General features: G+C 62.5%; 17 protein-coding genes. 12 read left to right on the top strand and 5 right to left on the bottom strand.

Annotated elements, in window-relative coordinates:
- Window positions 1-283: 283 nt before the first annotated feature.
- Window positions 284-1,531 carry a S41 family peptidase gene (locus tag QZ269_RS01275; RefSeq protein ID WP_291423544.1) on the bottom strand — a complete coding sequence of 416 codons (1,248 nt, stop codon included), beginning with the start codon at window positions 1,529-1,531 and terminating at the stop codon, window positions 284-286.
- A gap of 441 nt (window positions 1,532-1,972) precedes the next feature.
- Between QZ269_RS01275 and QZ269_RS01270 the strand changes: the two genes are divergently transcribed.
- The 6 genes from QZ269_RS01270 (at window position 1,973) to dnaE (ending at window position 13,794) form a co-directional block, all read left to right on the top strand.
- Window positions 1,973-4,609, top strand: coding sequence for an EAL domain-containing protein (locus QZ269_RS01270; RefSeq protein WP_291423449.1), 2,637 nt, complete (start codon window positions 1,973-1,975; stop codon window positions 4,607-4,609).
- A 334-nt stretch (window positions 4,610-4,943) separates the two neighbouring features.
- Window positions 4,944-5,690, top strand: a complete 747-nt coding sequence (gene rlmB / locus QZ269_RS01265) for a 23S rRNA (guanosine(2251)-2'-O)-methyltransferase RlmB (protein ID WP_291423447.1) — start codon at window positions 4,944-4,946, stop codon at window positions 5,688-5,690.
- Complete coding sequence (locus tag QZ269_RS01260) at window positions 5,687-6,598, top strand: aldose 1-epimerase (RefSeq protein ID WP_291423445.1); 912 nt, start codon at window positions 5,687-5,689, stop codon at window positions 6,596-6,598. Before rlmB ends, QZ269_RS01260 begins: the two co-directional genes overlap by 4 nt.
- A gap of 214 nt (window positions 6,599-6,812) precedes the next feature.
- Window positions 6,813-7,409, top strand: a complete 597-nt coding sequence (locus QZ269_RS01255) for a hypothetical protein (RefSeq protein ID WP_291423444.1) — start codon at window positions 6,813-6,815, stop codon at window positions 7,407-7,409.
- 9 nt (window positions 7,410-7,418) lie between these two features.
- Window positions 7,419-8,372, top strand: coding sequence for a restriction endonuclease (locus QZ269_RS01250; protein ID WP_291423442.1), 954 nt, complete (start codon window positions 7,419-7,421; stop codon window positions 8,370-8,372).
- Window positions 8,373-8,451: 79 nt separating this feature from the next.
- A complete protein-coding gene (gene dnaE, locus QZ269_RS01245) occupies window positions 8,452-13,794 on the top strand; it encodes a DNA polymerase III subunit alpha (RefSeq protein WP_291423440.1) in 5,343 nt (1,780 codons plus the stop codon).
- 100 nt (window positions 13,795-13,894) lie between these two features.
- Here dnaE and QZ269_RS01240 read toward each other — a convergent pair whose 3' ends face one another.
- Window positions 13,895-14,095: a hypothetical protein gene (locus tag QZ269_RS01240; protein WP_291423438.1), complete on the bottom strand. Its 201-nt coding sequence runs from the start codon at window positions 14,093-14,095 to the stop codon at window positions 13,895-13,897.
- A gap of 38 nt (window positions 14,096-14,133) precedes the next feature.
- Complete coding sequence (locus QZ269_RS01235) at window positions 14,134-15,231, bottom strand: S1C family serine protease (protein ID WP_291423436.1); 1,098 nt, start codon at window positions 15,229-15,231, stop codon at window positions 14,134-14,136.
- Between the two features lie 124 nt (window positions 15,232-15,355).
- Here QZ269_RS01235 and QZ269_RS01230 point away from each other — a divergent pair, with 124 nt between their 5' ends.
- The 4 genes from QZ269_RS01230 to QZ269_RS01215 all read left to right on the top strand — a co-directional run bounded on the left by QZ269_RS01230 (window position 15,356) and on the right by QZ269_RS01215 (window position 18,377).
- Window positions 15,356-15,841 carry a roadblock/LC7 domain-containing protein gene (locus tag QZ269_RS01230; RefSeq protein WP_291423434.1) on the top strand — a complete coding sequence of 162 codons (486 nt, stop codon included), beginning with the start codon at window positions 15,356-15,358 and terminating at the stop codon, window positions 15,839-15,841.
- A gap of 84 nt (window positions 15,842-15,925) precedes the next feature.
- Window positions 15,926-16,516 (top strand): ATP/GTP-binding protein, encoded by a 591-nt coding sequence (locus QZ269_RS01225; RefSeq protein WP_291423432.1) that lies wholly within the window; start codon window positions 15,926-15,928, stop codon window positions 16,514-16,516.
- Between the two features lie 321 nt (window positions 16,517-16,837).
- Window positions 16,838-17,530 carry a VTT domain-containing protein gene (locus QZ269_RS01220; protein WP_291423430.1) on the top strand — a complete coding sequence of 231 codons (693 nt, stop codon included), beginning with the start codon at window positions 16,838-16,840 and terminating at the stop codon, window positions 17,528-17,530.
- 478 nt (window positions 17,531-18,008) lie between these two features.
- The gene (locus QZ269_RS01215) at window positions 18,009-18,377 is read left to right on the top strand and encodes a DUF805 domain-containing protein (protein ID WP_291423428.1); all 369 of its coding nucleotides are present in this window, start codon (window positions 18,009-18,011) and stop codon (window positions 18,375-18,377) included.
- Between the two features lie 285 nt (window positions 18,378-18,662).
- Here QZ269_RS01215 and QZ269_RS01210 read toward each other — a convergent pair whose 3' ends face one another.
- Window positions 18,663-19,313: a hypothetical protein gene (locus tag QZ269_RS01210; RefSeq protein WP_291423426.1), complete on the bottom strand. Its 651-nt coding sequence runs from the start codon at window positions 19,311-19,313 to the stop codon at window positions 18,663-18,665.
- 31 nt (window positions 19,314-19,344) lie between these two features.
- Window positions 19,345-19,899 (bottom strand): GNAT family protein, encoded by a 555-nt coding sequence (locus tag QZ269_RS01205; RefSeq protein WP_291423424.1) that lies wholly within the window; start codon window positions 19,897-19,899, stop codon window positions 19,345-19,347.
- Between the two features lie 309 nt (window positions 19,900-20,208).
- Between QZ269_RS01205 and QZ269_RS01200 the strand changes: the two genes are divergently transcribed.
- Both QZ269_RS01200 and QZ269_RS01195 read left to right on the top strand, forming a co-directional pair.
- Complete coding sequence (locus tag QZ269_RS01200; RefSeq protein WP_291423422.1) at window positions 20,209-21,282, top strand: FtsW/RodA/SpoVE family cell cycle protein; 1,074 nt, start codon at window positions 20,209-20,211, stop codon at window positions 21,280-21,282.
- Window positions 21,283-21,384: 102 nt separating this feature from the next.
- A partial coding sequence (locus QZ269_RS01195) for an aldo/keto reductase (protein ID WP_291423420.1) occupies window positions 21,385-21,867 on the top strand: 483 nt, incomplete at its 3' end.

Below are 21,867 nucleotides of genomic sequence, written 5' to 3'. Positions count from 1 at the left end.
ACCCTGCCCGGCACACTGCCCCCCATGATCCCGCCTTACCCTGACCCTTGTGCGTAGCGTTTTGCCCCGACAACTGCTCTTATTACGGGTCCGCTCGGGGCTATGAGGCGCCAGCACTCCCGACTGTGGCGCAATGGTGCGGCAGTCTGTATAACTGGCGGATCAACTTCGTATAAGCGCACAACAAAGCCGCCCACTGGCTTTCAGGCGGGCGGCTTTCGTCGGGTCTGTTCTACCTCAAAGTGGCTCTACCTCAAAGTGGCTCTAACTCAAAGTGTCCAGTTTAATTCAGCGTTTCCAGCGCCTTTTTCAAGATGGCGTCGTTGTTCACGTTGACCACGGCCTCGCCCTGGGTGGTGCTGTGTACGGGGCGCCTAATCTCGCCCGTGTAGGTAAATTTGCCGTCCTTGTCGGCGGTGACGGTTACGGGTTTGCCTTCGACGGTGAGGTTCAGTCTGGTTCCGGGCTCGGCCCCGCTGCCGATAAAGTTGAGCGGCACGGTGTAGCGCGTATCCCTGACCACGAGGTCGGGCGTGATGCCCTTCTTATGAATCTCACGGCCCAGCGGCGTAATCCACGCGCTGTTGACTATGGCGATCTTGCCGCCGTCGGGTAACTCGATCGGCACCTGGGCCACGCCCTTGCCGAAGGTCTGCTCGCCGATGATGGTGGCGCGTTTGGTGTCCTGCAACGCTCCGCTGACCACTTCGCTGGCGCTGGCGCTGTTCTTGTTGACCAGCACGACCAGTTTTCCGGTGTAGTCGCTGCTCTGCCTGGTGGCTTTGCCGTAGACCTGGGGTTTGCCGCCGCGCTCACGCAAGCTGACGATGGGGCCGGATTGCAGGAACTGGTCGGCCACGTCGATCCCGGCACTCAGCAGGCCGCCGCCATTGTCGCGCAGGTCCAGAATCAGGGCCTTGACATTCTTCTTTTTCATGTCGGCCACGGCGGCGCGGAACTGTTCGCTGGCCTTGTCGTTGTAGAAGGTGTTCAGAGCGATGTAACCGATATTGCCGGGCAGCACTGTTTCCTCGACGCTGACGATGTTCACGGGCTGGCGCTCCATCCTGACGGTGTAGGGTTTGCCGTCGCGGGCAAAAGTCACCGTCACGGGTGTGCCCTTCTCGCCGCGCACCTGCTTGACGATGTCGTCGAGTTTGGCCGTGACCACGTTCTTGTCGCCGACCTTGACGAACACGTCGCCGATCTGCACGCCCGACGCCGCCGCCGCGCCGCCTTTGAACACGTTGTCTACTTTGCCGCCCGTGCCGTCGGCATTGGCCGAGATCAGCTGAATGCCGATGCCGTAGAACTGCCCGCTGAGGTTCTGCTGGTCAATTTCGTTGTTGCTCGGTTCGGTGTAGTAGGTAAACTGGTCGTCGAGGCTGCCCACCGCGCCGTTGATCGCGCCGCGCAGCAGTTTTTCCTGGTCGACCGGGTACAGGTAGTAGCGGTTGAGGTCGTTGAGCACCTGTAGCAGGGCTTTTCCGGTGGTGGTGTTCCCGACGCTGCTGCTGGTATAGCCGCCCATCTGCGCGTAGGCGACGGCGGCAGTCAGGGCCAGGGTGCCGGTGACAAGGAGGGCGCGGTTAGGTTTCACGCCTCGTAGCATAGAGCGAGTTGGTTAGGCCAGCTTGAAATATGGGTAAGGAAAAATCTGGGTTCCTGGTACCAGCGAAAGCTCTGCCCCGCGTCCGGTTGGGGGGGTGGCGGGGGTGGAAATCTGCTGGAAGGCCGGGGGTAGGCCAGGCCTATCAGCCGGCGCAGCAGAGCTATAGCCCTTGCTGCACGCCGCCTACTTGTTAACTGACCGGAGGGCCAGCGGGACGGCAATTTTGCATGAAGGCGGTAAGACTTGTCGTGGCAAGGTAGAGGCTAGAGGCCAACTCCGGATGTTCCCTGCATACCGGATCTCTGACATTTTGTTCTCACTGCTCTCTTTTCTCCTCTCTTTTCTCCGAGGTTACGTCCTATGTCCGCATCTTCTGCTACCGATCCCGCCCTTCACCTTGCGCTGCGTGACCTGCTGCGTACTCAAGCCCCCGGCGCGAGGCTGCTGGCCTCTGTGGGGCAGCGTGTGTTCGACGTGCGCGGTGACGGTCCGCTCAGCGAGGAACATGGAACGGAGCTGGTGCCCCCGGACGACTGGCTCAGCCACGGCGATCTGGCCTGGATCACGCGTGACGGGGCGCTGCTGGGCCTGCTGTGGTCCGAAGATGCCCCGGTGCCCCCCGGCGCGGTGCATGTGCTGACGCTGCTGCTCTCGGCGGCCAGTACCGAGGGAGCCAACCGCGAGGTCGACATGCTGATTACCCAGCTTCCGGCGGCGACCGCGTGGCTCTCGGCAGACCTCAGCTTCCGGCAGGTAAGCCGCAGCTTCCTAGAGGTGTTCGGCCTGGCCGAAACTGGCGTGATCGGGCAGCCTCTTTCACAGGTTTTTCCGGAGCCTTCTACGTTTGCCGCGCAGCTCGGGGCGGCGGCGGGGGGGCGGCAGGTTCGTCTGAGAGATGAGCAGATCGGCGGGCGCTGGATTCGCGGCGAGGCCAAACCCTATTTCGGCGGCGCGGCGGCGGGAGTGCTGTGGACCTCACAGGATGTCAGCCCCGAATATGTCCGCCTCGGCGAACTGGCGGCCCTGCTCGACACCGACGTTGCTCTGGCGCTGCTGGATACCGCTGGTAAGGTGCAGCAGTTCAGCCGTGGCCTGGGCACTGTCACGGGCGTGAACCCTGAAGGGGCCACCGGAATTCCGATCTGGGACTGGAGTTGCTTTGGCGAGACGGCGGCGGCGGCCCTGCGTGGACTGGTCGAGCAGGCGGCGACGACGGCCCGCGCCGAGATTCTCCTGGCGGGCGGTTGCGTGTTGCCGCTGACCGCCCGGCGCAATCCGTCGGCACCAGACTGCATCATTCTGGAAGGCCCCGTGGTCAACGCTGCCCAGGCCGAGCGTCAACTGGCCTCACAGGCCCTGTCTATGAGCGACGCGGCTAGTCTCATGCTAGACCACGCTGGCCGGACCCAACTGGTCAGTCAGCAGGCGGCTGCGCTCCTCGAACTTGACGCCGCGCAGCTGACCGGTCTAAGCCTTTCGCGTGTGGCCGGGCAGATGGGGGTGCGGGTCTATACCCCGGAGGGTGCGCCGCTGCCCCTTCCCGAATTCAAGGACCTGACCCTTCCCAAAACCCGTGAAGTGCTGATCGGCCTGCCCGGGGGCGTGACCCGCCATATGGAAGTTCGCCTGACCAGTGTGGAGGCCCAGAGCGGCAAAAAACCCGGCATCTTGTTGACGCTCAACGACCTGACGGCCCTGCGCCGCGCCCAGGCCAAGCTGCGGCACGACGCCGTGCATGACCCCCTGACGGGGCTGCTCAACCGCGCCGGGCTGCGAACCCTGCTGACCGAGCTCAACTGTGAGGGCAGCGCTTCAGGCATGGTGGCTTGCCTGGATATTGACGGTTTCGGGGCGCTGAACGCGGCGCTCGGGCGCACGGCGGGCGATCTGCTGCTGATTCAAGTCGCGGCGCGGCTCAATGATCTGGCTGCCGAACACGGGGGCCGCACGGCCCGGCTGGCCGACGACGCTTTTGCCATTTACCTGCCAGAACTGGCGGCGGAGGTCGGGGGGCAGCTGCTCCGGGCCGCCTTAGGCGATCCGCTACGGGCTGGGCGCAGGCTGGTGCCGGTGACGTTTACGCTGGGCACGGCGGATGTGCCGTTGCAGTTGCCCGAGCAGGGTCTGGCCGACGCTGATATGGCGCTGCAATATGCCAAACGCCAGGGCCGGGGGCAGGTGCAGCATTTTAATTCGGGTCTGCGCGATCAGGAAGCCGAGACTTTCGAGCTGGAAGCCGACCTGCAACAGGCCGTGTCTGCCGGGCAGTTCACCCTGATGTACCAGCCTTCTGTGAGCCTGAAAGATGGTTGGACCATCGGCGCGGAGGCGCTGCTGCGCTGGACGCACCCCAGACTAGGCAACATCTCTCCAGCGCGGTTTATTCCGCTGGCAAGCCGCAGCAACCTGATTACCGAAGTCGGCGAGTGGGTGCTGCACGAAGCGGGCCGGGGGCGCGCCCTGATCCGCGAGGCGACGGGCCAGAGCGACTGGCGCACCAGCGTCAACCTGAGCCTCGAAGAACTGCGCCGCCCCGGAGCCGCCCAGCGCCTGCTGCCGCTGATGAGCAAGCAAAATGCTCTGGACGTTGAGGTCAGCGCGGGCAGTCTGCTCGACCACAGCAGCGAAACCCTGGAAGTGCTCGAAAGCCTGCGCTCGAAGGGCAGCCGCCTGATCGTGGACGATTTTGGCGATGGCAACAGCAGCCTGAGCGCCCTGACCCGGTTTCCCCTCAGCGGCCTGAAACTGCACCCGACGCTGACCACCCGCCTTCCCGGCGACGAGAAATCGCTGAAGCTGGTGCAGGGAACCATCAGTCTGGCGCATAGCCTGGGCCTGACGGTCACGGCGGTGGGGGTAGAAACCTATGCCCAGCTCGACGTGCTGCGCGATCTGGGCTGCGACGCCGCTCAGGGCTACGCGATCACGCCGCCGCTGGCCGTGGACGATCTGGCGGTCTGGCTAAAAAGCCGTGTGCTGCCGGAGAAAGGCAAATAAACTCCAGACGGAATAGACCTTTTGCGACAGTGGGGGCCGGGCCGCCCGGAATCCCCGCTTTCGCCGAGCAGGGCAAGCAGGAGCAAACCTAGAGCCGTTCTCCGAATGATGGGCACGTCGGAAAAACATTGCCGCCCCCTTCATTCTACGTCCTGCTCTTTCTTTTTCACTCGTTCCACTCGGCAAAAAGATGGTCAAAAGAGCACCATCTTTTTGCAAAATGCTCTAAGTGAAGTAACCGGGCGACTGTTGCAAAAGGTCTATTGGAGTTTCAGCGGGCGGGAAGTGGCCGCCAGAAGTTCTCTCTTCCGGTGGCTTGACCTAGACTGCTCTTATGTTGCTCTATGGCCGGAATCCCGTACTCGAAGCCCTGCGTGAGGGGCGCGTCAGTGAAGTGCTGCTTGCCAAAGGGGTCGAGGAAGCCTTTGTGCGTGAGGTCAAGGAACTCGACGTTCTGGTGCGCTGGACCTCGCGCATCGAAATGGACCAACTGGTCGGCACCACCGCGCACCAGGGCATTGTGGCCGAAGTCGAGGACCTCGCCTGGGCCAGTGTGGATGACATTCTGGACCGTGCCGAGGAAAGGCACGAGGACCTGTTGATCGTGCTGCTCGACGGCATTACCGACCCGCGCAACTTTGGGGCTATTATCCGCAGCGCCGAGGTGCTTGGGGCGCACGGCGTGGTCGTCGAGGAACGCCGCAGCGCTCCGCTTTCGCCGGTGGTCGCCAAGACGGCGGCGGGCGCGACCAGTTATCTGCCGGTGGCCCAGACCAAGAACCTACCCCGGCTGATCGACCAGCTCAAGCAGGAAAACGTCTGGGTGTATGGCGCGGCGGGCGAGGCGGCCCAGGACGCAGCCAAAACCGATTTTTCTGGCAAGCTGGCGCTGGTGATCGGCGCGGAAGGCGAGGGCCTGCGGCGGCTGGTGCGCGAAAAGTGTGACGCCCTGGTGAAAATTCCGACGCGCGGGCAGGTACAGAGCCTGAACGCCTCGGTGGCCGCCGGGATTTTGCTGTATGAGGCGACCCGCAATCGCCCTGCCGCTGATCGCCCCGCCGCTGTAGGAGGCAAGCCATGACGCACCGGATCGAGCGCCTCAGCAACGAGTTTTACACTCTGGACGTCCTGCCCGATCTAGGAGCCAGCATCCTGAACCTGAAAGCCGCCTCGGGCCGCCCGGTCATGCGCCCGGTAGACCTGGCGAACGTACAGACCAGCAGCCAGTGCGCCAGCTTTTCGCTGCTGCCGTACAGCAACCGCATCCGCGACGCGCATTTTACGTTTCAGGGCCGCGAGATTCAGCTCCGGGTCAACACCAAAGACGGTCTCGCGCAGCACGGTGACGTCCGCAACCGCCCCTGGCAGGTCAGGCCCAAGGGCGACGGCGTGCTGGTGTGCAGCTTCAACAGCCAGGACTTTGCCGACATCAACTGGCCCTGGGCGTTTACCGCCCTGATCGAATACCGTCTGAGCGGGCCGCATTTCGATACCACCGTCACGCTGACCAACGTGGACAGCAGTGAAATGCCTGCCGGGCTGGGCCTGCACCCGTACTACCACCGCAAACAGGATGGCCCGGATGGTAAAAAGCTCGATCCACTACTTAGCTTCGGCGCTGGCCTGGCCTACGACACCGACGAGCGGATGCTGCCCACGGCTGGCCCGCGCCCGCTGCGCCCCGAGGAGGACTACCGCACGCCCCACGCCGTCGGTGAGCGCACCATAGACCGGGGCTACACCGCCTGGGACGGCACCGCGCGACTTGACTGGGGCAGCCGGGCGCTGACCATCACCGCTGATAACGTGTACTCTCACCTGATCGTGTTTACAGCCCCAGACGGCTCACTGGCGCTGGAACCCGTGACGCACGCCACCGACGCCTTCAATCTGGCGGCGCGGGGGGTGGGCGGGGTAGATATGCGAACCCTGCAACCGGGCCAGAGCCTGGCGGGAACGGCGCGGGTCACGCTGGAAGGCAACTGGTAGTACGGACTGCCGACTGCTGGCAAAACGGCACCCAGGAAGGGGTCTAACCGCCCCCCGACTGCGGGCAGAATGTAGCGCAATCCTTATTATACGGATTCCGATTGATTCGGTGCAGTTCTGAATCAATCCGAGCGGATGCGAGTAGGAACATCATACGGGTTTCGCGGAATCCGTATTACAGCCATGTTTTCTGGCTAGCTTCTATGATTGGCACATGACCAGCACCCCGATGGCCCCCGCTCCGGCTCCCAGCAAACTGCTTTACAGCGGCCCGGCGGGTAAAGTCTGGACCGACGGTGTGGAGCTGTACGGACTGAAAGCGCAGGGTGTAAAAGTGCAGGGCGTGATGCCCGGCGGCCCGACCAACCAGCCCACCCCCGCCGAGATGGAAGCGGTGCAAAGCGCCGCCAGAAACGCCTACGGCCCGCTGAAACCCTGGATGGTGATTGCCGCTTCTTTTGTAGTGCTGGTGGCCCTTAGCCTGTTGCGCACCCCGTTCTGGCTGACGCTGCTGCTAGGGCTGGCGCTGACTGCTGCGCTGGTGGCCCTGCCCATTGCACGCCAGTTCCGGGCCTTCAGCGGCATGTTCGAGCGGCGCGAGGAAGTGACCATTTTGCTTAGCGAAACGCCCACTCAGATGGTGTCCAGCATGGTGGAAATCGGCCCCGACACGCCCGCGCAGACCCTCGGCGCCGCTCGGCAGCCGGTGGCGGTGGTGGTGACTGGCCTGCCGCTGGCCGAGCGGGTCAAGCTGGCGGGGGCGGTCACGCGGCGGCTGGCGCTGGGACAGGTGCGGGCGGGGCGGAAGTAGGCTGAAGCTATGCGTAACACGATGCCCAGCTTTGACGAATTTAACGCCCTTACGCTGAAATTTATGGGAGATGGTGTGGCGCGGCAAGTCAACCAGATTAAAGACGCCGTGACCGAACTGGCGCAGCTTTCGCCCGAAGCATTGGCCGAGAGAATCCCCAGTGGTGAACCGAAAGTACGCCACCGGATCACCTGGGCGTGTAGCAACCTGTACCGCGCTGGTTTTCTGGTCAAGCCTCAGCGAGGCGTTTACCAGATTTCGGAAACGGGACGGCAGATTTTGCCGATGGTGAGCACCACGCTGACTGAGACTGTTTTTGAAACACAACCCCGCTGGCAGAAATATCTGGCGGAGCGTAGGCAGCGCCAGAGTGCGCGGGGAGATGCGTCGCAGGTCGTTACGGTTCTCCCGCAGACTGAAGAACAAGACCCCGAAAACGCCGCCATTACCGCAGTAGACAAGCTGAATGATGACCTCGCCGTAGAACTGCTGCGCCGCCTGCGCGAAGGCTCCCCGGCGTTTTTTGAGCGGGCGGTGATTCGGGTACTGTGGGCGATGGGCTACGGCGGTAAAGACGAGCGCGAACTGGCGACGCTGCTCAGCAAAAGCCACACCGGGCGTAGCAGCGACGGCGGCATAGACGGCATCATTAAACTTGACCCGCTGGGCGTGCAGAACATCTACATCCAGGCCAAGCGGTACGGCGAAGGGAAGTCGGTGGGCCGCCCAGAGGTGCAGGGTTTCGTGGGGGCGCTGCACGGCAAGCGGGCGACCAGAGGGGTATTTATCACTACTTCGCGCTATACACCGGATGCCAAAGCCTACGCCGAGGGTGAAGCGCAAGACCGCGTCGTGTTGGTGGACGGTGTGCAACTGACCACGCTGATGCTGAGCTACGGCGTCGGGGTACAGCCCAAGCAGACACTGACCCTGCTGGAAATCGATGAGGACTTTTTCGAGTAATCCTGTCTGAGACGGAATAATTAGCTGTCAAGCGGCGGCGGCCACTGTCCAGAATCCTGCCCCGCTCTAGACTTCTAAAGTGACTCTGCCCGGCGACGTTTTACCTGTTCAGCCCCACATCCACCTGCCCGACGGCTCTTGCTGCAAGCCCAAACGCTTTGCCCACCTGCACCAGCACACGCAATACAGCCTGCTGGACGGCGCGGCCAAGCTGGCGGACTTGCTGAAATGGGCCAAGGAGGTCACGCCCGAAGGCCAGACGCCCGCGCTGGCGATGACCGATCACGGGAACATGCACGGGGCGGTGCATTTTTATAACTACGCGGTAGGCATGGAGGTCAAGCCAATTATCGGCTACGAGGCGTATGTGGTGCCGGGAATAGGAACGCGACGTGACCGCAGCCGCGCCCAGGACGGTGAAAAGGGGATATTTCACCTGACGCTGCTGGCCCGTGACTTCGGAGGCTACCAGAACCTCTGCCGCCTGAGCAGCCGGGGCTACACCGAGGGCTACTACTACAAGCCGCGCATCGACCACGAACTGCTCACAGAGCACCACAAGGGCGTGATTGCTATGAGCGGCTGCCTGGGCAGCGAGGTGCAGCAGTTGCTGATGCAGGGGCGCGAGGAGCAGGCCAGGGAGCGGCTGCTGTGGTACCGCGACCTGTTCGGCGAGAACTACTACATAGAGATTCAGGACCACGGCCTGCCCGAGCAGAAGAAAAACAACCCGATTCTGCGGGCCTGGGCGCAGGAACTGGGCATCGGCATGGTGGCGACCAACGACGGCCACTATGTCAAAAAGTCCGACGCCACCGCCCACGAAACCCTGCTCGCCATTCAGACAAAGGCCACGCTGGCCGACGAGAACCGCTTCAAGTTTCCCTGCGACGAGTTTTACGTCAAGAACCTGGAGGAAATGCAGGCCGCGCTGCCACCAGCCGAGTGGGGCGATGAACCGTTCGACAACACCGCCGCGATTGCCGACCTGTGCAACGTGGAGCTGCCGGTAGGCAAAAAGCGCGTGTACCAGATGCCCGCGCTGCCCATCCCCGAGGGCCGCACGATGGCCGAGGAACTGCGCGTGCAGACCTACGCCGGGGCCGTCAAGCGCTACCCGGCACACCTGACCGAGGGACTTTTGCGCGACTACGCCACCCGCTCGCTGACCGAACTGGGCGAGGCGGACACGGCGCGGGTGCTCAAGCGGGTCAACGGCTGCGACGCCGCCACCTGTGACCTGGACACGCTGTATACCTTGCTGGCGTTTTTAGGCAGCGAGTGGGAGGCACGGGGAAAGGACGCGGGCGAAAAATACACGCCGTACCCCGCGCTGGCCAAAATGGAAGCCGAGGCTGAAGCCGGAGCTCTGCCCGCCTACGCCCTGGCCGATTTTCGCCGCGCCGGGTGCCAGGAGACTTCCGACACCGAGATTGACCTTGACCCCGACAAGGACGTGGACGGTCAGACGCCGCGTGCCTTCTACAAGCACGCGCTGGTGCTGCTGCGGCGGGCCGAGTACGAGCTAAGCGTCATCAACAACATGGGTTTCCCCGACTACTTCCTGATTGTGGCCGACTATATCAATTGGGCCAAAGACCACGATATTTCTGTGGGTCCGGGGCGCGGGTCGGGCGCGGGGTCACTGGTCGCCTACGCCATTCGCATCACCAACCTCGACCCGCTGGAATTTGAGCTGCTGTTTGAGCGCTTCCTCAATCCTGACCGCATCTCCATGCCCGACTTCGACATCGACTTCAACGATGCCCGGCGCGTTGAGGTCATCGATTATGTCCGCAACAAGTACGGCGACGACAAGGTCGCCATGATCGCCACGTTTGGAACGATGGCCTCCAAAGCCTGCCTGAAGGACGTGGCCCGCGTGATGAGCGTGGAGTACAGCAAGGTGGATAAGGTCAGCAAGCTGATTCCGATCAAGTTCGGCAAAAGCTATTCTCTGGAGCAGGCCCGCGAATCGGTCCCCGACATCCAGCAGATGCTCGGGGCCGACCGCGAACTGCTGGGGGCCTACGAGTTCGCGCAGAAACTCGAGGGCCTGACCCGCCACGCCTCGGTACACGCAGCGGGCGTGGTTATCAGTAAGGAGCCGCTCACCGACCTCGTGCCGGTCATGCGCGACACGTCCGGCGAGGGCATCGTCTGCCAGTTCGATATGAAGGCCGTGGAGGATATCGGCCTGATCAAGATGGATTTTCTGGGCCTGCGAACACTGAGCTTTCTGGACGAAGCCAAGCGGATTTTGCGCGAGTCGGGCACCGACTTTGGGGAAAAATACGGCACCTTCGACGACATCCCCTTCGACGACGAAAAGACCTATGAGCTGATGAGCCGGGGCGACACCAAGGGCGTCTTTCAGCTTGAGGGCGCGGGGATTGCCGACGCGAGCCGCCGCCTTAAGCCCCGGCGTCTGGCCGACATCATCGCGCTCTCGGCGCTCTACCGCCCCGGCCCGATGGAGAACATCCCTACTTATGTGCGCCGCCACCACGGCGTAGAGGACGTGGATTACGACAAGGACGGCTTTCCGAACAGTAAACAGTGGCTCGAAAAAATCCTGAAAGAGACTTACGGCATTCCGGTTTACCAGGAACAAATTATGCAGATCGCGTCCGAGGTCGCCGGGTACTCGCTGGGCGGGGCCGACCTGCTGCGCCGCGCCATGGGCAAGAAAGACACCGAGGAAATGAAGCGTCAGCGTCAGCTGTTCGTGGAGGGCGCGAACGAAAAGGGCGTGCCGGAGGACGAGGGCAATCGCCTGTTCGACTTGCTGGATGCGTTTGCCAATTACGGCTTTAACAAATGTTTGACTGGCGACACGCTTATTCCGGTGGCAGGCGGCGAACTGCGGCGCATCGAGGACTTGTACCGCGAGGGTCAAGGCGTGCACTTGCCCAGCGTGAACTCCAGTTACCGCCTGGAACTGCGCCCCACCGGAGAGTTTTTTGACAATGGCCCCCAGTCCGTGTGGCGGGTGAGAACCGCGCTGGGCCGCGAACTGACTGCCACCGCCAACCACCCGCTGCTCACGCTGGACGGCTGGCGCAACGTAGAGAACTTGCAGCCCGGCGACCGGATTGCCGCGCCTGCCCGCCTGCCCGAACTGGGGGCCGAGCAGTGGCCTAGGCACAAGGCCGCGCTGCTAGGCTGGATTCTGGCCGAGGGCAATACCTGCTACCTCCACGGCGCTTACCTGTACTCGCAAAGTGAAACCCAGGTGGCCGATATGGTTGCCTGCGCCGCCGCTTTTGCCAACACGCAGCCCAGCCTCAAGCAGCGCTCAGAGCAGCAGACTGTTTGGGACGTGTGCCTCGGCACCGGCGTGTGCGGCACTGGTGGTAAGTCCGGCGTGCAGCTGTGGCTGGAAGAACTAGGGATGGTCGGCGGCAGGGCCACCGAAAAGGCCCTTCCCGCCGCTGCTTTTCGCCTGAGCAATGCCAGCCTCGCCGTACTGGTCGGGCGCTACTGGTCGGGCGACGGCTTTATTTATGGCGCGGGCAACACGGCGCCCTACGCGGCCACCTCGTCGCGCAGGCTGGCGGACGACCTCGCCCACATCCTGCTGCGGCTGGGCATGGTCGCCAAAGTGACCGAGAAGCATTTTAGCGGCGCCCGTGGCGAGGACACGGCGAAGCGCACCGGGTACACGGTTCAGCTGGTCGGGCGGCGCAGCGTAGAACAATTCCTGGCGGTGGTCGGGCCGCAGCTGGTCGGGCGTGAAGCTCAGTTGGAAGGGTTGCGGGCGTCCTACGCCGCCGCGCCCGCCCGCCGCGAAACGGTGGACACTTTGCCCGCCAGCACCAAAGCCCGCGTGCAGGTCGCTCAGGACGGCAGCGGCCTGACCTGGCGCGGGGTGCAGACGCCGGAGCGCGGCTGTACCAAGGAGTTTGGCGCGTCTAAGGCCCATGAAAAGGGGGCCCATGAAAAGGGCTTGCACCGCGCCACCCTTCAGACGCCGGGCGAATGGTTTGACGCCCCGGAGCTGCTGGGCGTCTGCTCGGATGACCTCTACTGGGACACCATCACCAGCATCGAGGCGGCGGGCGAGGCGCAGACCTATGACCTGGAAGTGCCCGGCACCCACAACTTTGTGGCGAACGGGCTGGTCGTTCATAACAGCCATTCTGCTGCTTACGGGGTGATTACCTACCAGACTGCGTGGCTCAAGGCTAATTACCCCGTGCAGTTCATGGCGGCGCTTCTGACTGTCGAGCGCCGCGACTCCGACAAGGTGGCCGAATACGTCAGCGACGCCCGCAAGATGGACCTGCATGTGTTGCCGCCCGACATCAACCGTTCGAGCAGCGACTTTGCCGTAGCCGGTGAGGAAATTCTGTTTGGGCTGTACGCGATCAAGGGCCTGGGCGAAGGCGCGGTGCTCAGGATTTTGGAGGAGCGCGAGAAGTCGGGGCCGTACAGGTCGCTGGCCGATTTCTGCTCGCGCCTAGGCAACAAGGTGTGTAACCGCAAGGCGCTTGAAAGCCTGATCAAGTCCGGGGCCTTCGACGCCTTCGGTGAGCGCCACCAGCTGATGGAAAGCCTGGAAGACGCCCTGGAGGACGCCGCCGGAACCGCCGACATCAACGCTAAGGCCCAGAGCGGCATGAGCATGATGTTCGGTCTGGAAGAAGTCAAGAAGGAGCGTCCGCTGCGTCAGGGCGTCGCGCCGTACAGCGATCTCGAGCGCCTGAAGATCGAAAAAGACTCGCTGGGTCTTTACATTTCCGGCCATCCGTTGGAGCAGCACGAGGGCCTGCGTGAGGCCGCCAGCTGCCGGATTGCGGACCTCGACGCGTGGTTCACCACCCAGCAGGTGGCCCCCGGCAAACGGATCAAGGCTGTGCTGGCGGGGATGATCGAGGGCGTGGTCAAAAAACCCACCAAGTCCGGCGGTATGATGGCCCGCTTCATCCTGGCCGACGAATCCGGGCAGACCGAGCTGGTGGCCTTTTCCCGCGCCTATGACCGCATTCAGGAGCGCCTGATCAACGACACGCCCGCGCTGGTGATCGTGGAACTGGAATCGGAAGACGGTGGCCTGCGGGCCATTGCCGAGGAAGTTGTGAGCATCGAGCAGCTCAACGAGGTGCCCAAAGTCATGTACGTGACCATTGACCTCGAAACGGCCAGTCCCGACGCGCTGGGCGAGTTTCAGAGCGTGCTTGACGAATACGCCGGGCCGATGCCCACCTACCTGCGCCTGGAGACGCCCGAGCAGTTCGTGGTGTACCAGCTTGACCATGGCATGGGCAGCGCGGAGGCGATCAAGGCGCTCAACCGGACGTTTCCGTGGATCAGGGCGCAGCTGGCTTACGACCAGACCACCATTCTGGGCCGCTTTGCGCCCAAACCCCCAGCGTGGATGCAGCGGCAGCAAGGAAAGGGTGAGGGAATGCGGGCGTAACCACCTCATTACCATTCCCACACCTGGAAACCGCCGCGCAGCATCAGTGTGGAAAGCAAAGTGATTGGCGCAGTGGGCCGAGTGTCGGGTCATCTCTGGTTCAGGCCACCGCCAGCAGCCGCCCCTCCCGCGTGCGAATCTCCAGGCCGCTGACCGGGCGCTGCGCCGACCACTGCAAGGCGTCCAGCAGGTCGTCGGTTTCGCGCAGCACCTCGCTGCCCAATAGAATCTTGTACTCGCGCAGCGGCGCTGGGGGCGTCCAGCGTTCACCCGCCTCTTCCTTGATAAAGGCACTCGACATCCCCTGAATATGCCCCGGCACACCCTAAAAAAGGTGGGTCAGCACGGCCCTTTCCTTGAGGGATCGTTCAGGCCGCGCACGTCGCGCCGGGCCGCCAGGGTCAGTGTGGTTTCCAGCTGCCGCCCGTCGTGGATGTAGGTCAGCGACACCCGTTGCCCGATCTGGAGGTTTTCGACCACCCGGATAAAGGCGTTGGCGTCCGGTGTGGCGGTGCCGTTCACCTGAACAATCACGTCGCCCAGCTGTTTCAGATTGCCGTTCTGGTCTACCGCGCAGCCCCGCAATCCGGCTTTCTCGGCGGGGCTGCCTGCCACCACATGCGCCACGACGGCGCCCGGCGGGTCGGTCTGTCCGCTGTGGGTCGGGTCCAGCACCAGCCCCGCCACCGGCGTATCACGTTTTTCGCCCCGCAGCAGCGCCCGCATCAGCTCGCTGCCTTGCATTAACGGCACCGCGTAACTGGCCTGGGTCGCGCCCGCCGCACTTTCACGGATGTAACTGATGACACCGGTCGCCCGCCCGCTAGCGTCAATAATCGGGCCGCCGCTGTCGCCCGGAGCCAGCGGCGCCGAAAGTTCCATGGTGTCCTCGGGAAAGTCGGCGCGGCCCGCTTCCACGTTCAGGCGCAGCAGTTGCCCCCGGCGCGGCTGCAAAAAGTCGCCGTGACTGTTGCCGACGGCTAGCACGCTTTCGCCCAGGCGCGGGGTGCGGGTGGTCAGTTTTAAAAAGGGAAAAGGGCCGCCGCGCCCCACCTGGAGCAGCGCCACGTCGCGCCGCGCGTCAAAGCCCATGACCCGTGCAGGCAGGGTAGTGCCTGAAAGCGTCCGCACCTGAAACAGCTGCCCCGTGCTGACTACATGGTAGGCCGTCAGCACATGACCGCCCGCGTCTATAAAAAATCCGGTGCCCAGGCCGCCCCGGTTCTCGGTCACGTTCAGGCTCTCGACCTGCACGGTGGCTGGGCGCACTTTCCCGAACAGCGCCATCGTCTCGGGGGGCAGGTCACCCGGCAGGCTTGGGCTGACCGGAGATGGGCTAGGCGTCCCCTGAGAGGTGCTGGGCTGGTGGGCGGGCACGATGTAAGCCCACAGCGACAGGAGCAGCAGGGCAGGTAAGAGCAACTTCGGGCGGCGCACCCGCAGAGTGTACGTGCCAGGGCGTGCCAAGGCGTAGGGCAGGGGCCACAAAAGTCGCGTGGCTCGCTCACCTGTGACCCGCGTCAGAGGTTTGTGCCAAGTCGCTCCATATACTGGGCTTGACATGATTGAGCCATCCCTTGCCCTGTACGGCGAAGCGTTCGCCCGAGTCGACCAGCAGCTAGAAGAACTGTTGGAACAGACTGGCGTGCGCTATTGCCTGCTTGTAGACCGTAAAGGCTTTGTCCTTTCCCACAAAGAAGCCCTCTGGGCCCCCCGTCCCCCGGCCCTCGACAGCGTGGCCACGCTGGTCGCCAGCAACGCGGCGGCCACCGCAGCCCTGGCGAATATGCTGGGCGAACGCACCTTCAGCGAGCAGACCCACCAGGGCGAGAACGGTACGTTGTACGTCGAGTCGGTCGGCGGAGACGCCCTGCTGACCCTTATCTTCGATGCTTCGGTGGCCCTGGGTAAGGTCAAGGTTTACACCCGTAAATCTATCGAAAAACTGGCTGTTATCCTCGACGAAATCAAGGATATTCCTGAACCGCAACTGAGCAACGATTTTAGTGCAGGTGCGACAGCGCTGCTGGATGACCTCCTCGGATAAGTGCCTTCTCATAGCGGCCCTGTGCCCAGCCGCAGCGGTCATCATCCCCTTTGAGCTTCGTTTCTGGAATCAGGAGGTCATCACGTGAGTACCATCAACTTCGCCGCCCGCGAAATCAACTGCAAGATCGTCTACTACGGCCCCGGTATGTGCGGCAAGACCACCAACCTCAGGCATGTGTTCAGCCGCGTCCCCGAGCATCTGCGCGGCGAGATGGTCTCGCTCGCCACTGAAGACGAGCGCACCCTCTTCTTCGACTTTCTGCCGCTCGACCTCGGCAGCGTGCAGGGCTTCAAGACCCGTTTTCACCTGTACACCGTTCCCGGACAGGTGTTTTACAACGCCAGCCGCAAACTGATTCTGCGCGGCGTGGACGGCATCGTCTTTGTGGCCGACAGCTCGCCTAACCGCCTGCGGGCCAACGCCGAGAGTATGCGTAACCTGCGTGAAAACCTCGCCGAGCACGGCATCGATGTCAAGGATGTGCCGATCATCCTTCAGATCAACAAGCGCGACCTTCCCGACGCGCTGCCCGCCGATATGATTCGCGCCGTGATCGACCCGCGCAAGGAACTTCAGACCTTCGAGGCCTCGGCCAGCCAGGGCGTGGGCGTGTTCGAGACCCTCAAGGCCGCCAGCCGTCTGGTGCTTGAAAAGTTGTCGCAAAACCGCTGAGTTCACGGCTCACCCTCCTCCAACGCTGAGTCCCGTTTCCTTATCCCTTCCGTCGCTAGCGGGAGCGCTCTGAATATGGTGCTTGGTTAATCCAGTATTTGCTTATACGGGTGCCGTTTTGATCAAGAAGCGGTCAGGCCCCTTTCTGGGCGCTGTTCTGCGAGTTCATGCCGCGAAATCCGTATTTTTTCGCCTCCGCTCGGGTTGAATCCAAAATGGCCTGGTTCAATCGGCAGTCTGTACAACCCCGCTTTCGTTCAAGAAAGCCGCAACTTTTGGATGGTGCTTGTCTCAGGGAACTTGTCTAGAGTAGAACATGTGATGACTGTTGTTCAGCCCCCTACACGCCATTTACGCTGGCTAATTCTCGGCGGCGTCCTGTTGGCGCTGCTGAGCCTGGGGCTGATTCCCGACATGCGCCTCTTTTTTCAGCGCGGTTACGAGGCCCTCAGTTCGCAGAATCCGGAAGTGACCCGCAGCTTCGTCAAGGGTCTGGGCTGGGCTGGGCCTCTGGCTTTGCTGGCGGCGTTCATGGTGCAGGCGATTGTTCCGGTCATGCCTTCGCTGGTCATCACGGCGGTCGCGGTTCGCGCCTACGGGTTGGTCGAGGGGTTTGTCATCGTCTACCTTGGGGCGCTGCTGGGTGCGGCGGCAGGCTACGGCCTGGGCCGGGCACTGGGCGACCCCCTGGTTCGTGCCCTTGCCGGTGAGCGTGCCCGGAACGAGGCCCACCGCTTTACCGCCAAAAGTGGTGTTCAGGGCGTCATGCTGGTTCGTCTGATGCCCATCTTGCCCTCCGAGGTCATAAGTCTGGTGGCGGGGGCCGTGGGCATGGGCTTCCGGCCCTTCATGCTGGCAACGGCGCTGGGAATCCTGCCGGTCACGCTGCTGGTCGTGTGGCTCTCGGGCAGCCTGCAACGTCTGGTGGTCGGCTTGGGGATTTTTTCGGTGCTGGTCGCCGTGGTCGCTCTGGGGCGCTGGGCTGTGCATAAACGTCGCCTGGTCGCGGCCTAATAAAACTTCAATAAGTAGGCCGCTTGCGAAAGTGGGTAGTTGGTTGGAACTATTCCCGACAATCCTTGCGTAAAGTCCTTGAGAACGCATTTTTCTCAATTGGATTTCCCAAGCAAAAGGTGCCGGTCTTACCTTTTACGAGGTTTTCGGGTTCATCTCTTGATTCGCGTCGGTTTCGCCAAAAACATAATCCTGTGCCGGACGGTGCACACGACTGGGCAAGTTGGAACTATGACCGACAACTACCCGAAAGTGGGGGTCGGGCCACCCTGAATCTCCGCTTTCTCCGAGCAGGGCAAGAAGGCAAAAGGAGCTGCTGGTAGAAGCAGAGCAGCTTCCGGTACTTTTCCCGAATCGGCGGGACTGTAACCGGGAGTTGTTTACCTTTAATAACTCTGTAAGATTCCCCTCATTAAGCTGAAGCCATGATTCAGTCCATCAATGAAGCTTCAGCGGCCTTTTTTGGTGCCTTCTACGGATGGAATTATTTTTCAGGCAGAACCCGGCGGCGGGACTACTGGTTGTTTACGCTGGTCAGTGGCGTCTTCGGATTTTCCTTGCGATGCTGGCTATCTTGACGACGCAGCCTCACTCGTCTTTCAATTTCTTCAACATCCTCTACTACATTTTTGCTTTTCTGGTGATCATTCCTTCTATTGCTGTCAGCGTTCGCCGCTTACACGACACGGGCCGGAGCGGGTGGTGGTGGTTTATTCAGTTTGTTCCTCTCGTCGGCTCTTTTGTGCTGTTGTACTTTCTGTGCCTCGATAGCCAGCCGGGAGAAAACAAGTGGGGGGCCAACCCTAAAACTGGTGCTGGTGCAGTCGCGCCGGTCGAAGCCTGGTAATACGGACTCCGGTTAAAAGGTTGGCAAAACCTTTCGGCTCTTCCTGGATTCCAGGGAGCTGAGGGCGCTCTGATAAACTATCAGCATGCTGAGCTTAGAACAGTTCTCCGAATGATGGGCACGTCGGAACAACACCGCCGCCCCCTTCAATCTACGTCCTGCTCTTTCTTTTTGACTCGTTCCACTCGCCAAAAACATGGTCAAAAGAGCACTATCTTTGTGCAAAATGCTCTAAATCTTTGCGCGAACTTCGGTAGGCTATCGGCCACTCTCTAGGCGCTCCTCTCAATCCCAGTCCCATTCGCGCCAGTCGCTGGCCTGGGCCACGGCCTGCGGGTCGGTGGCCTGGGACCCCGTTTTTTTCTTTGTGCCGGTCTGGTTCTGCTGGCCAGGAGCCGGAAACCAGTCGTAGACTTGCGACAGCGCCAGATCGAGCTGTTCGAGAAGCAGGGCACGCAGGTGCGCCGCCTCCCGTTGCCCCAGCGGCTTGGAGGCCGCCGCGATTTCACGTTCCAACTTGCTCTGGGTGCGTTCCAGGCCCGCCAGATACGGCTCCCGCGCCTTGCGGGTCGCGCCCTTACGCAGCGGCTCGGGGTGAACAGTCGGCACATAGCTCCCGGCGGCACTCCGCAGCAGCGCGGCGCGTCTGGCCTCACGGGTTTCGCGGGCGCGGGCGGCGCGTTCACGGGCGTCGGCCGCTCTGGCCTGAGCCGCCAGAAAGTCGTCCTCGCGCTCAGCCTCGTTGACACGCTCCTCGCGGTAGAGCTTCACGGGAGGCAGGCGACGGCGACCCATCTTCAGCCCGTTGAGGCGCGTGTCGTCGTGTTCGCCCAGAAATTTCTGGATCATGGCGGGCGTCCAGCCCCGGGCCTTGAGATCCTGGGTCGCCAGAAATCCGGGCGGATTGATGGGCGGCGACCATCTCTCGCGGCTCATGGCTTCCCAGTGGGCCGTTCGGCGGGTCGGTTCATGAGAGCTGCGCGGCTTCCCACTCACGGCGCAGCAGGTCGTAACGTACGCTGTCGAAGCGCTCGCCGCCGACTACGCGGGCTTCCCGCACGCGCATACACTCGCGGAAGCCCAGGCGCAGGGCCGCGCGGATCATGCGCTCGTTGCCGCTCCAGGTGGTAAAAGTCAGGGTGTGCGCGTCGGTCCAGTCGAGCGTGTCCTGCACCCACAGCCTCAGCGCCCGCGTACCCACGCCGCCCCCCCAGTAGTGCGGATTGAAGATCAGGATGCCTAAATCCCACCACCCATTGCCCTCCGGCTCTTCCTGATCGCGGTTGACCAGCCCCACGACCTCGCCGTCCACGTCGATCACGCGCTCGTCGGCCTCGGGTGCGGTGGCCTGCAAAAAGCGGATGTAAGCCTGCATGGTTTCGGTGGTCTGCTCGGCAGGCGAATAGGGCGAGTCCCAGCGCCGCCACTCGGCCCGTGGATCGGTCAGCCAGCGCTGCATGGTCGGAATATCGTCGGGGCGGCGGTCACGCAGCACGACAGGTAAGGTAAACAAGTCTTGCACGGCTTAATCCTAGCGTGTGGGACAGTGAAAACTTGCTTGGTCGGCTTGAGGGGCAAAACAGACGCGCTGATGGGCGCTGCTATACATGGTGTTCTTCCAGATCGGGCACAGCTCGACCGGCAAAGTGGTGTTGATAGAACGGCGCGGGCATGATGCGGGCTAGTGCATTGATCCGCCCAGCGTAGTTCGCTCAGCGTGAGGCGGAGGTCACGCCGCCCCCCAGACCGCTTCAGCATCTTTCCCGCTGCGGCTCAAAAGCCTGTAGCCTGAGCAGGTGCGTCGTCCGGCCCCCGCTGAGGTAACCCGCTCTTGAATCTGAAATATGATCTCCACCTGCCGCTCATCGTGCTGGCGCTGCTCGCCGTGGGCCTGTTGACGGTCAGTACCGCCGCGCTCTCGCCGCGCGTGTCGCCGGGCATTTTCAGTAAACAATTGATGGGCGTATTCCTCGCCGCCCTTCCCATCGGGGTAATGTGGTGGGCAGGCCGTGACCGCCTCTACCGCTTTGCGCCGCCGCTGTACGCCTCCGCACTGCTTTTGCAGGCCAGCACCTTCTTGATCGGTAAGGAGGTCAACGGGCAGCGCAACTGGATCATGCTGGGGCAGGTGCAGTTTCAGCCGCTGGAAATCCTGAAACTGGCACTGATCCTGATGCTGGCCGTGACCCTGCGGCGCGGTTACGAGGGCTGGCGCACCTACGCGGCGGCTTTCGCGGTGTTTTTGCCTGCGCTGGCGCTGGTCGTTACCCAGGATTTCGGCGGCGCGATGATCCTGGCTGTCATGTTCGCAGTTATGCTGCTGGCGGCCCGGATTCCCTGGTGGCACGCTCTGCTGGCGGCTTTGGCGCTTGGGGTGGCCTTTCCTACGGCGGTCTACCCGCACCTGGCCCCCTATCAGCAAAAGCGCCTGACTATTTTTCTGAACCCCTACACCGACCCGCGCGGCGCGGGCTATCAGGTCATTCAGAGCACCATCGCGGTGGGGTCGGGGGGGCTTCAGGGCAAGGGCTACAAGCAGGGCAGCCAGTCGCACAACGGCTTTTTGCCCGAGGCCGATACCGACTTTGCCTTCAGCACTTGGGCCGAGGAACAGGGCTTCGTGGGGGCGGTCAGCGTGCTCATTCTGTACGGCCTGCTGCTTTGGCGGCTCTCGCGTATGGCGGCCCGCAGCCCCCGCTTGCAGGATCAGATTCTGATGGCGGGCGTGCTGGCCCAGGTCGGGTTTCAGGTGCTGGAAAACATCGGCGCGGCGCTGGGCCTGTTGCCCCTCACTGGCATTACGCTACCCCTCATCAGCTACGGCCTGAGCAGTCTGGTCAGCACCCTCAGCACCCTTGGGCTGGTCTACGTGGTCTACCGTGACCGTTACGGCGTGATCGCCTGAGATAACCAGATTCAATCGGCAGTCCGTATAGGTTAAAAAGACCTGCGAACCGTTGATTTACCTGACTTTTTCCTCATCTTCCGGGGCGTACAGTACAGACCTATGGAATTTCGCAATCTGGGAAAAAGTGGTCTGAAAGTCTCCGAAGTGGCCCTGGGAGGCTGGGAAACCTACGGCATCAACGATGACGCTTCCAAGGTGGTGGGCGACATCGTTCGCCGGGCGTACGACCTGGGCGTAAATTACTTCGACCAGGCCGACGTGTATGCCAGGGGGCAGTCTGAACAGTTGATGGGCGAGGTGCTCAGGGAATTTCCTCGCCATACCCTGGTCATCGCCAGCAAGGTCTTCTGGCCCATGAGCGACCATGTCAACGACCGGGGGCTGTCACGCAAACACGTGCTGGAAAGCATCGACGCCAGCCTTAAGCGCCTGGGCACCGATTACCTCGACATTTATTTTGCCCACCGCTACGACCCCGAAGTGCCGATGGAAGAAATCGTGATGGCCTTTGACCAGGTCATCCGCGACGGCAAGGCGCTGTACTGGGGCACCAGCATGTGGCCCGCCGCCCGCATCGCCCAG

Origin of the sequence: Deinococcus sp. (assembly GCF_018260405.1) — a bacterium.
Lineage (GTDB): Bacteria > Deinococcota > Deinococci > Deinococcales > Deinococcaceae > Deinococcus.
The sequence above is the reverse complement of the archived record's forward strand: the minus strand, read 5'-3'. Positions and strand labels throughout refer to the sequence as shown.

Coding starts and splice junctions, on each gene's coding strand:
- QZ269_RS01230 (WP_291423434.1), top strand. CDS start 15,356: ATGATTGAGCCATCCCTTGCCCTGTACGGCGAAGCGTTCGCCCGAGTC.
- QZ269_RS01215 (WP_291423428.1), top strand. CDS start 18,009: ATGGAATTATTTTTCAGGCAGAACCCGGCGGCGGGACTACTGGTTGTT.
- QZ269_RS01240 (WP_291423438.1), bottom strand. CDS start 14,095: ATGTCGAGTGCCTTTATCAAGGAAGAGGCGGGTGAACGCTGGACGCCC.
- QZ269_RS01260 (WP_291423445.1), top strand. CDS start 5,687: ATGACGCACCGGATCGAGCGCCTCAGCAACGAGTTTTACACTCTGGAC.
- QZ269_RS01250 (WP_291423442.1), top strand. CDS start 7,419: ATGCGTAACACGATGCCCAGCTTTGACGAATTTAACGCCCTTACGCTG.
- QZ269_RS01210 (WP_291423426.1), bottom strand. CDS start 19,313: ATGAGCCGCGAGAGATGGTCGCCGCCCATCAATCCGCCCGGATTTCTG.
- QZ269_RS01220 (WP_291423430.1), top strand. CDS start 16,838: ATGACTGTTGTTCAGCCCCCTACACGCCATTTACGCTGGCTAATTCTC.
- rlmB (WP_291423447.1), top strand. CDS start 4,944: ATGTTGCTCTATGGCCGGAATCCCGTACTCGAAGCCCTGCGTGAGGGG.
- QZ269_RS01275 (WP_291423544.1), bottom strand. CDS start 1,531: ATGGGCGGCTATACCAGCAGCAGCGTCGGGAACACCACCACCGGAAAA.
- QZ269_RS01255 (WP_291423444.1), top strand. CDS start 6,813: ATGACCAGCACCCCGATGGCCCCCGCTCCGGCTCCCAGCAAACTGCTT.
- QZ269_RS01270 (WP_291423449.1), top strand. CDS start 1,973: ATGTCCGCATCTTCTGCTACCGATCCCGCCCTTCACCTTGCGCTGCGT.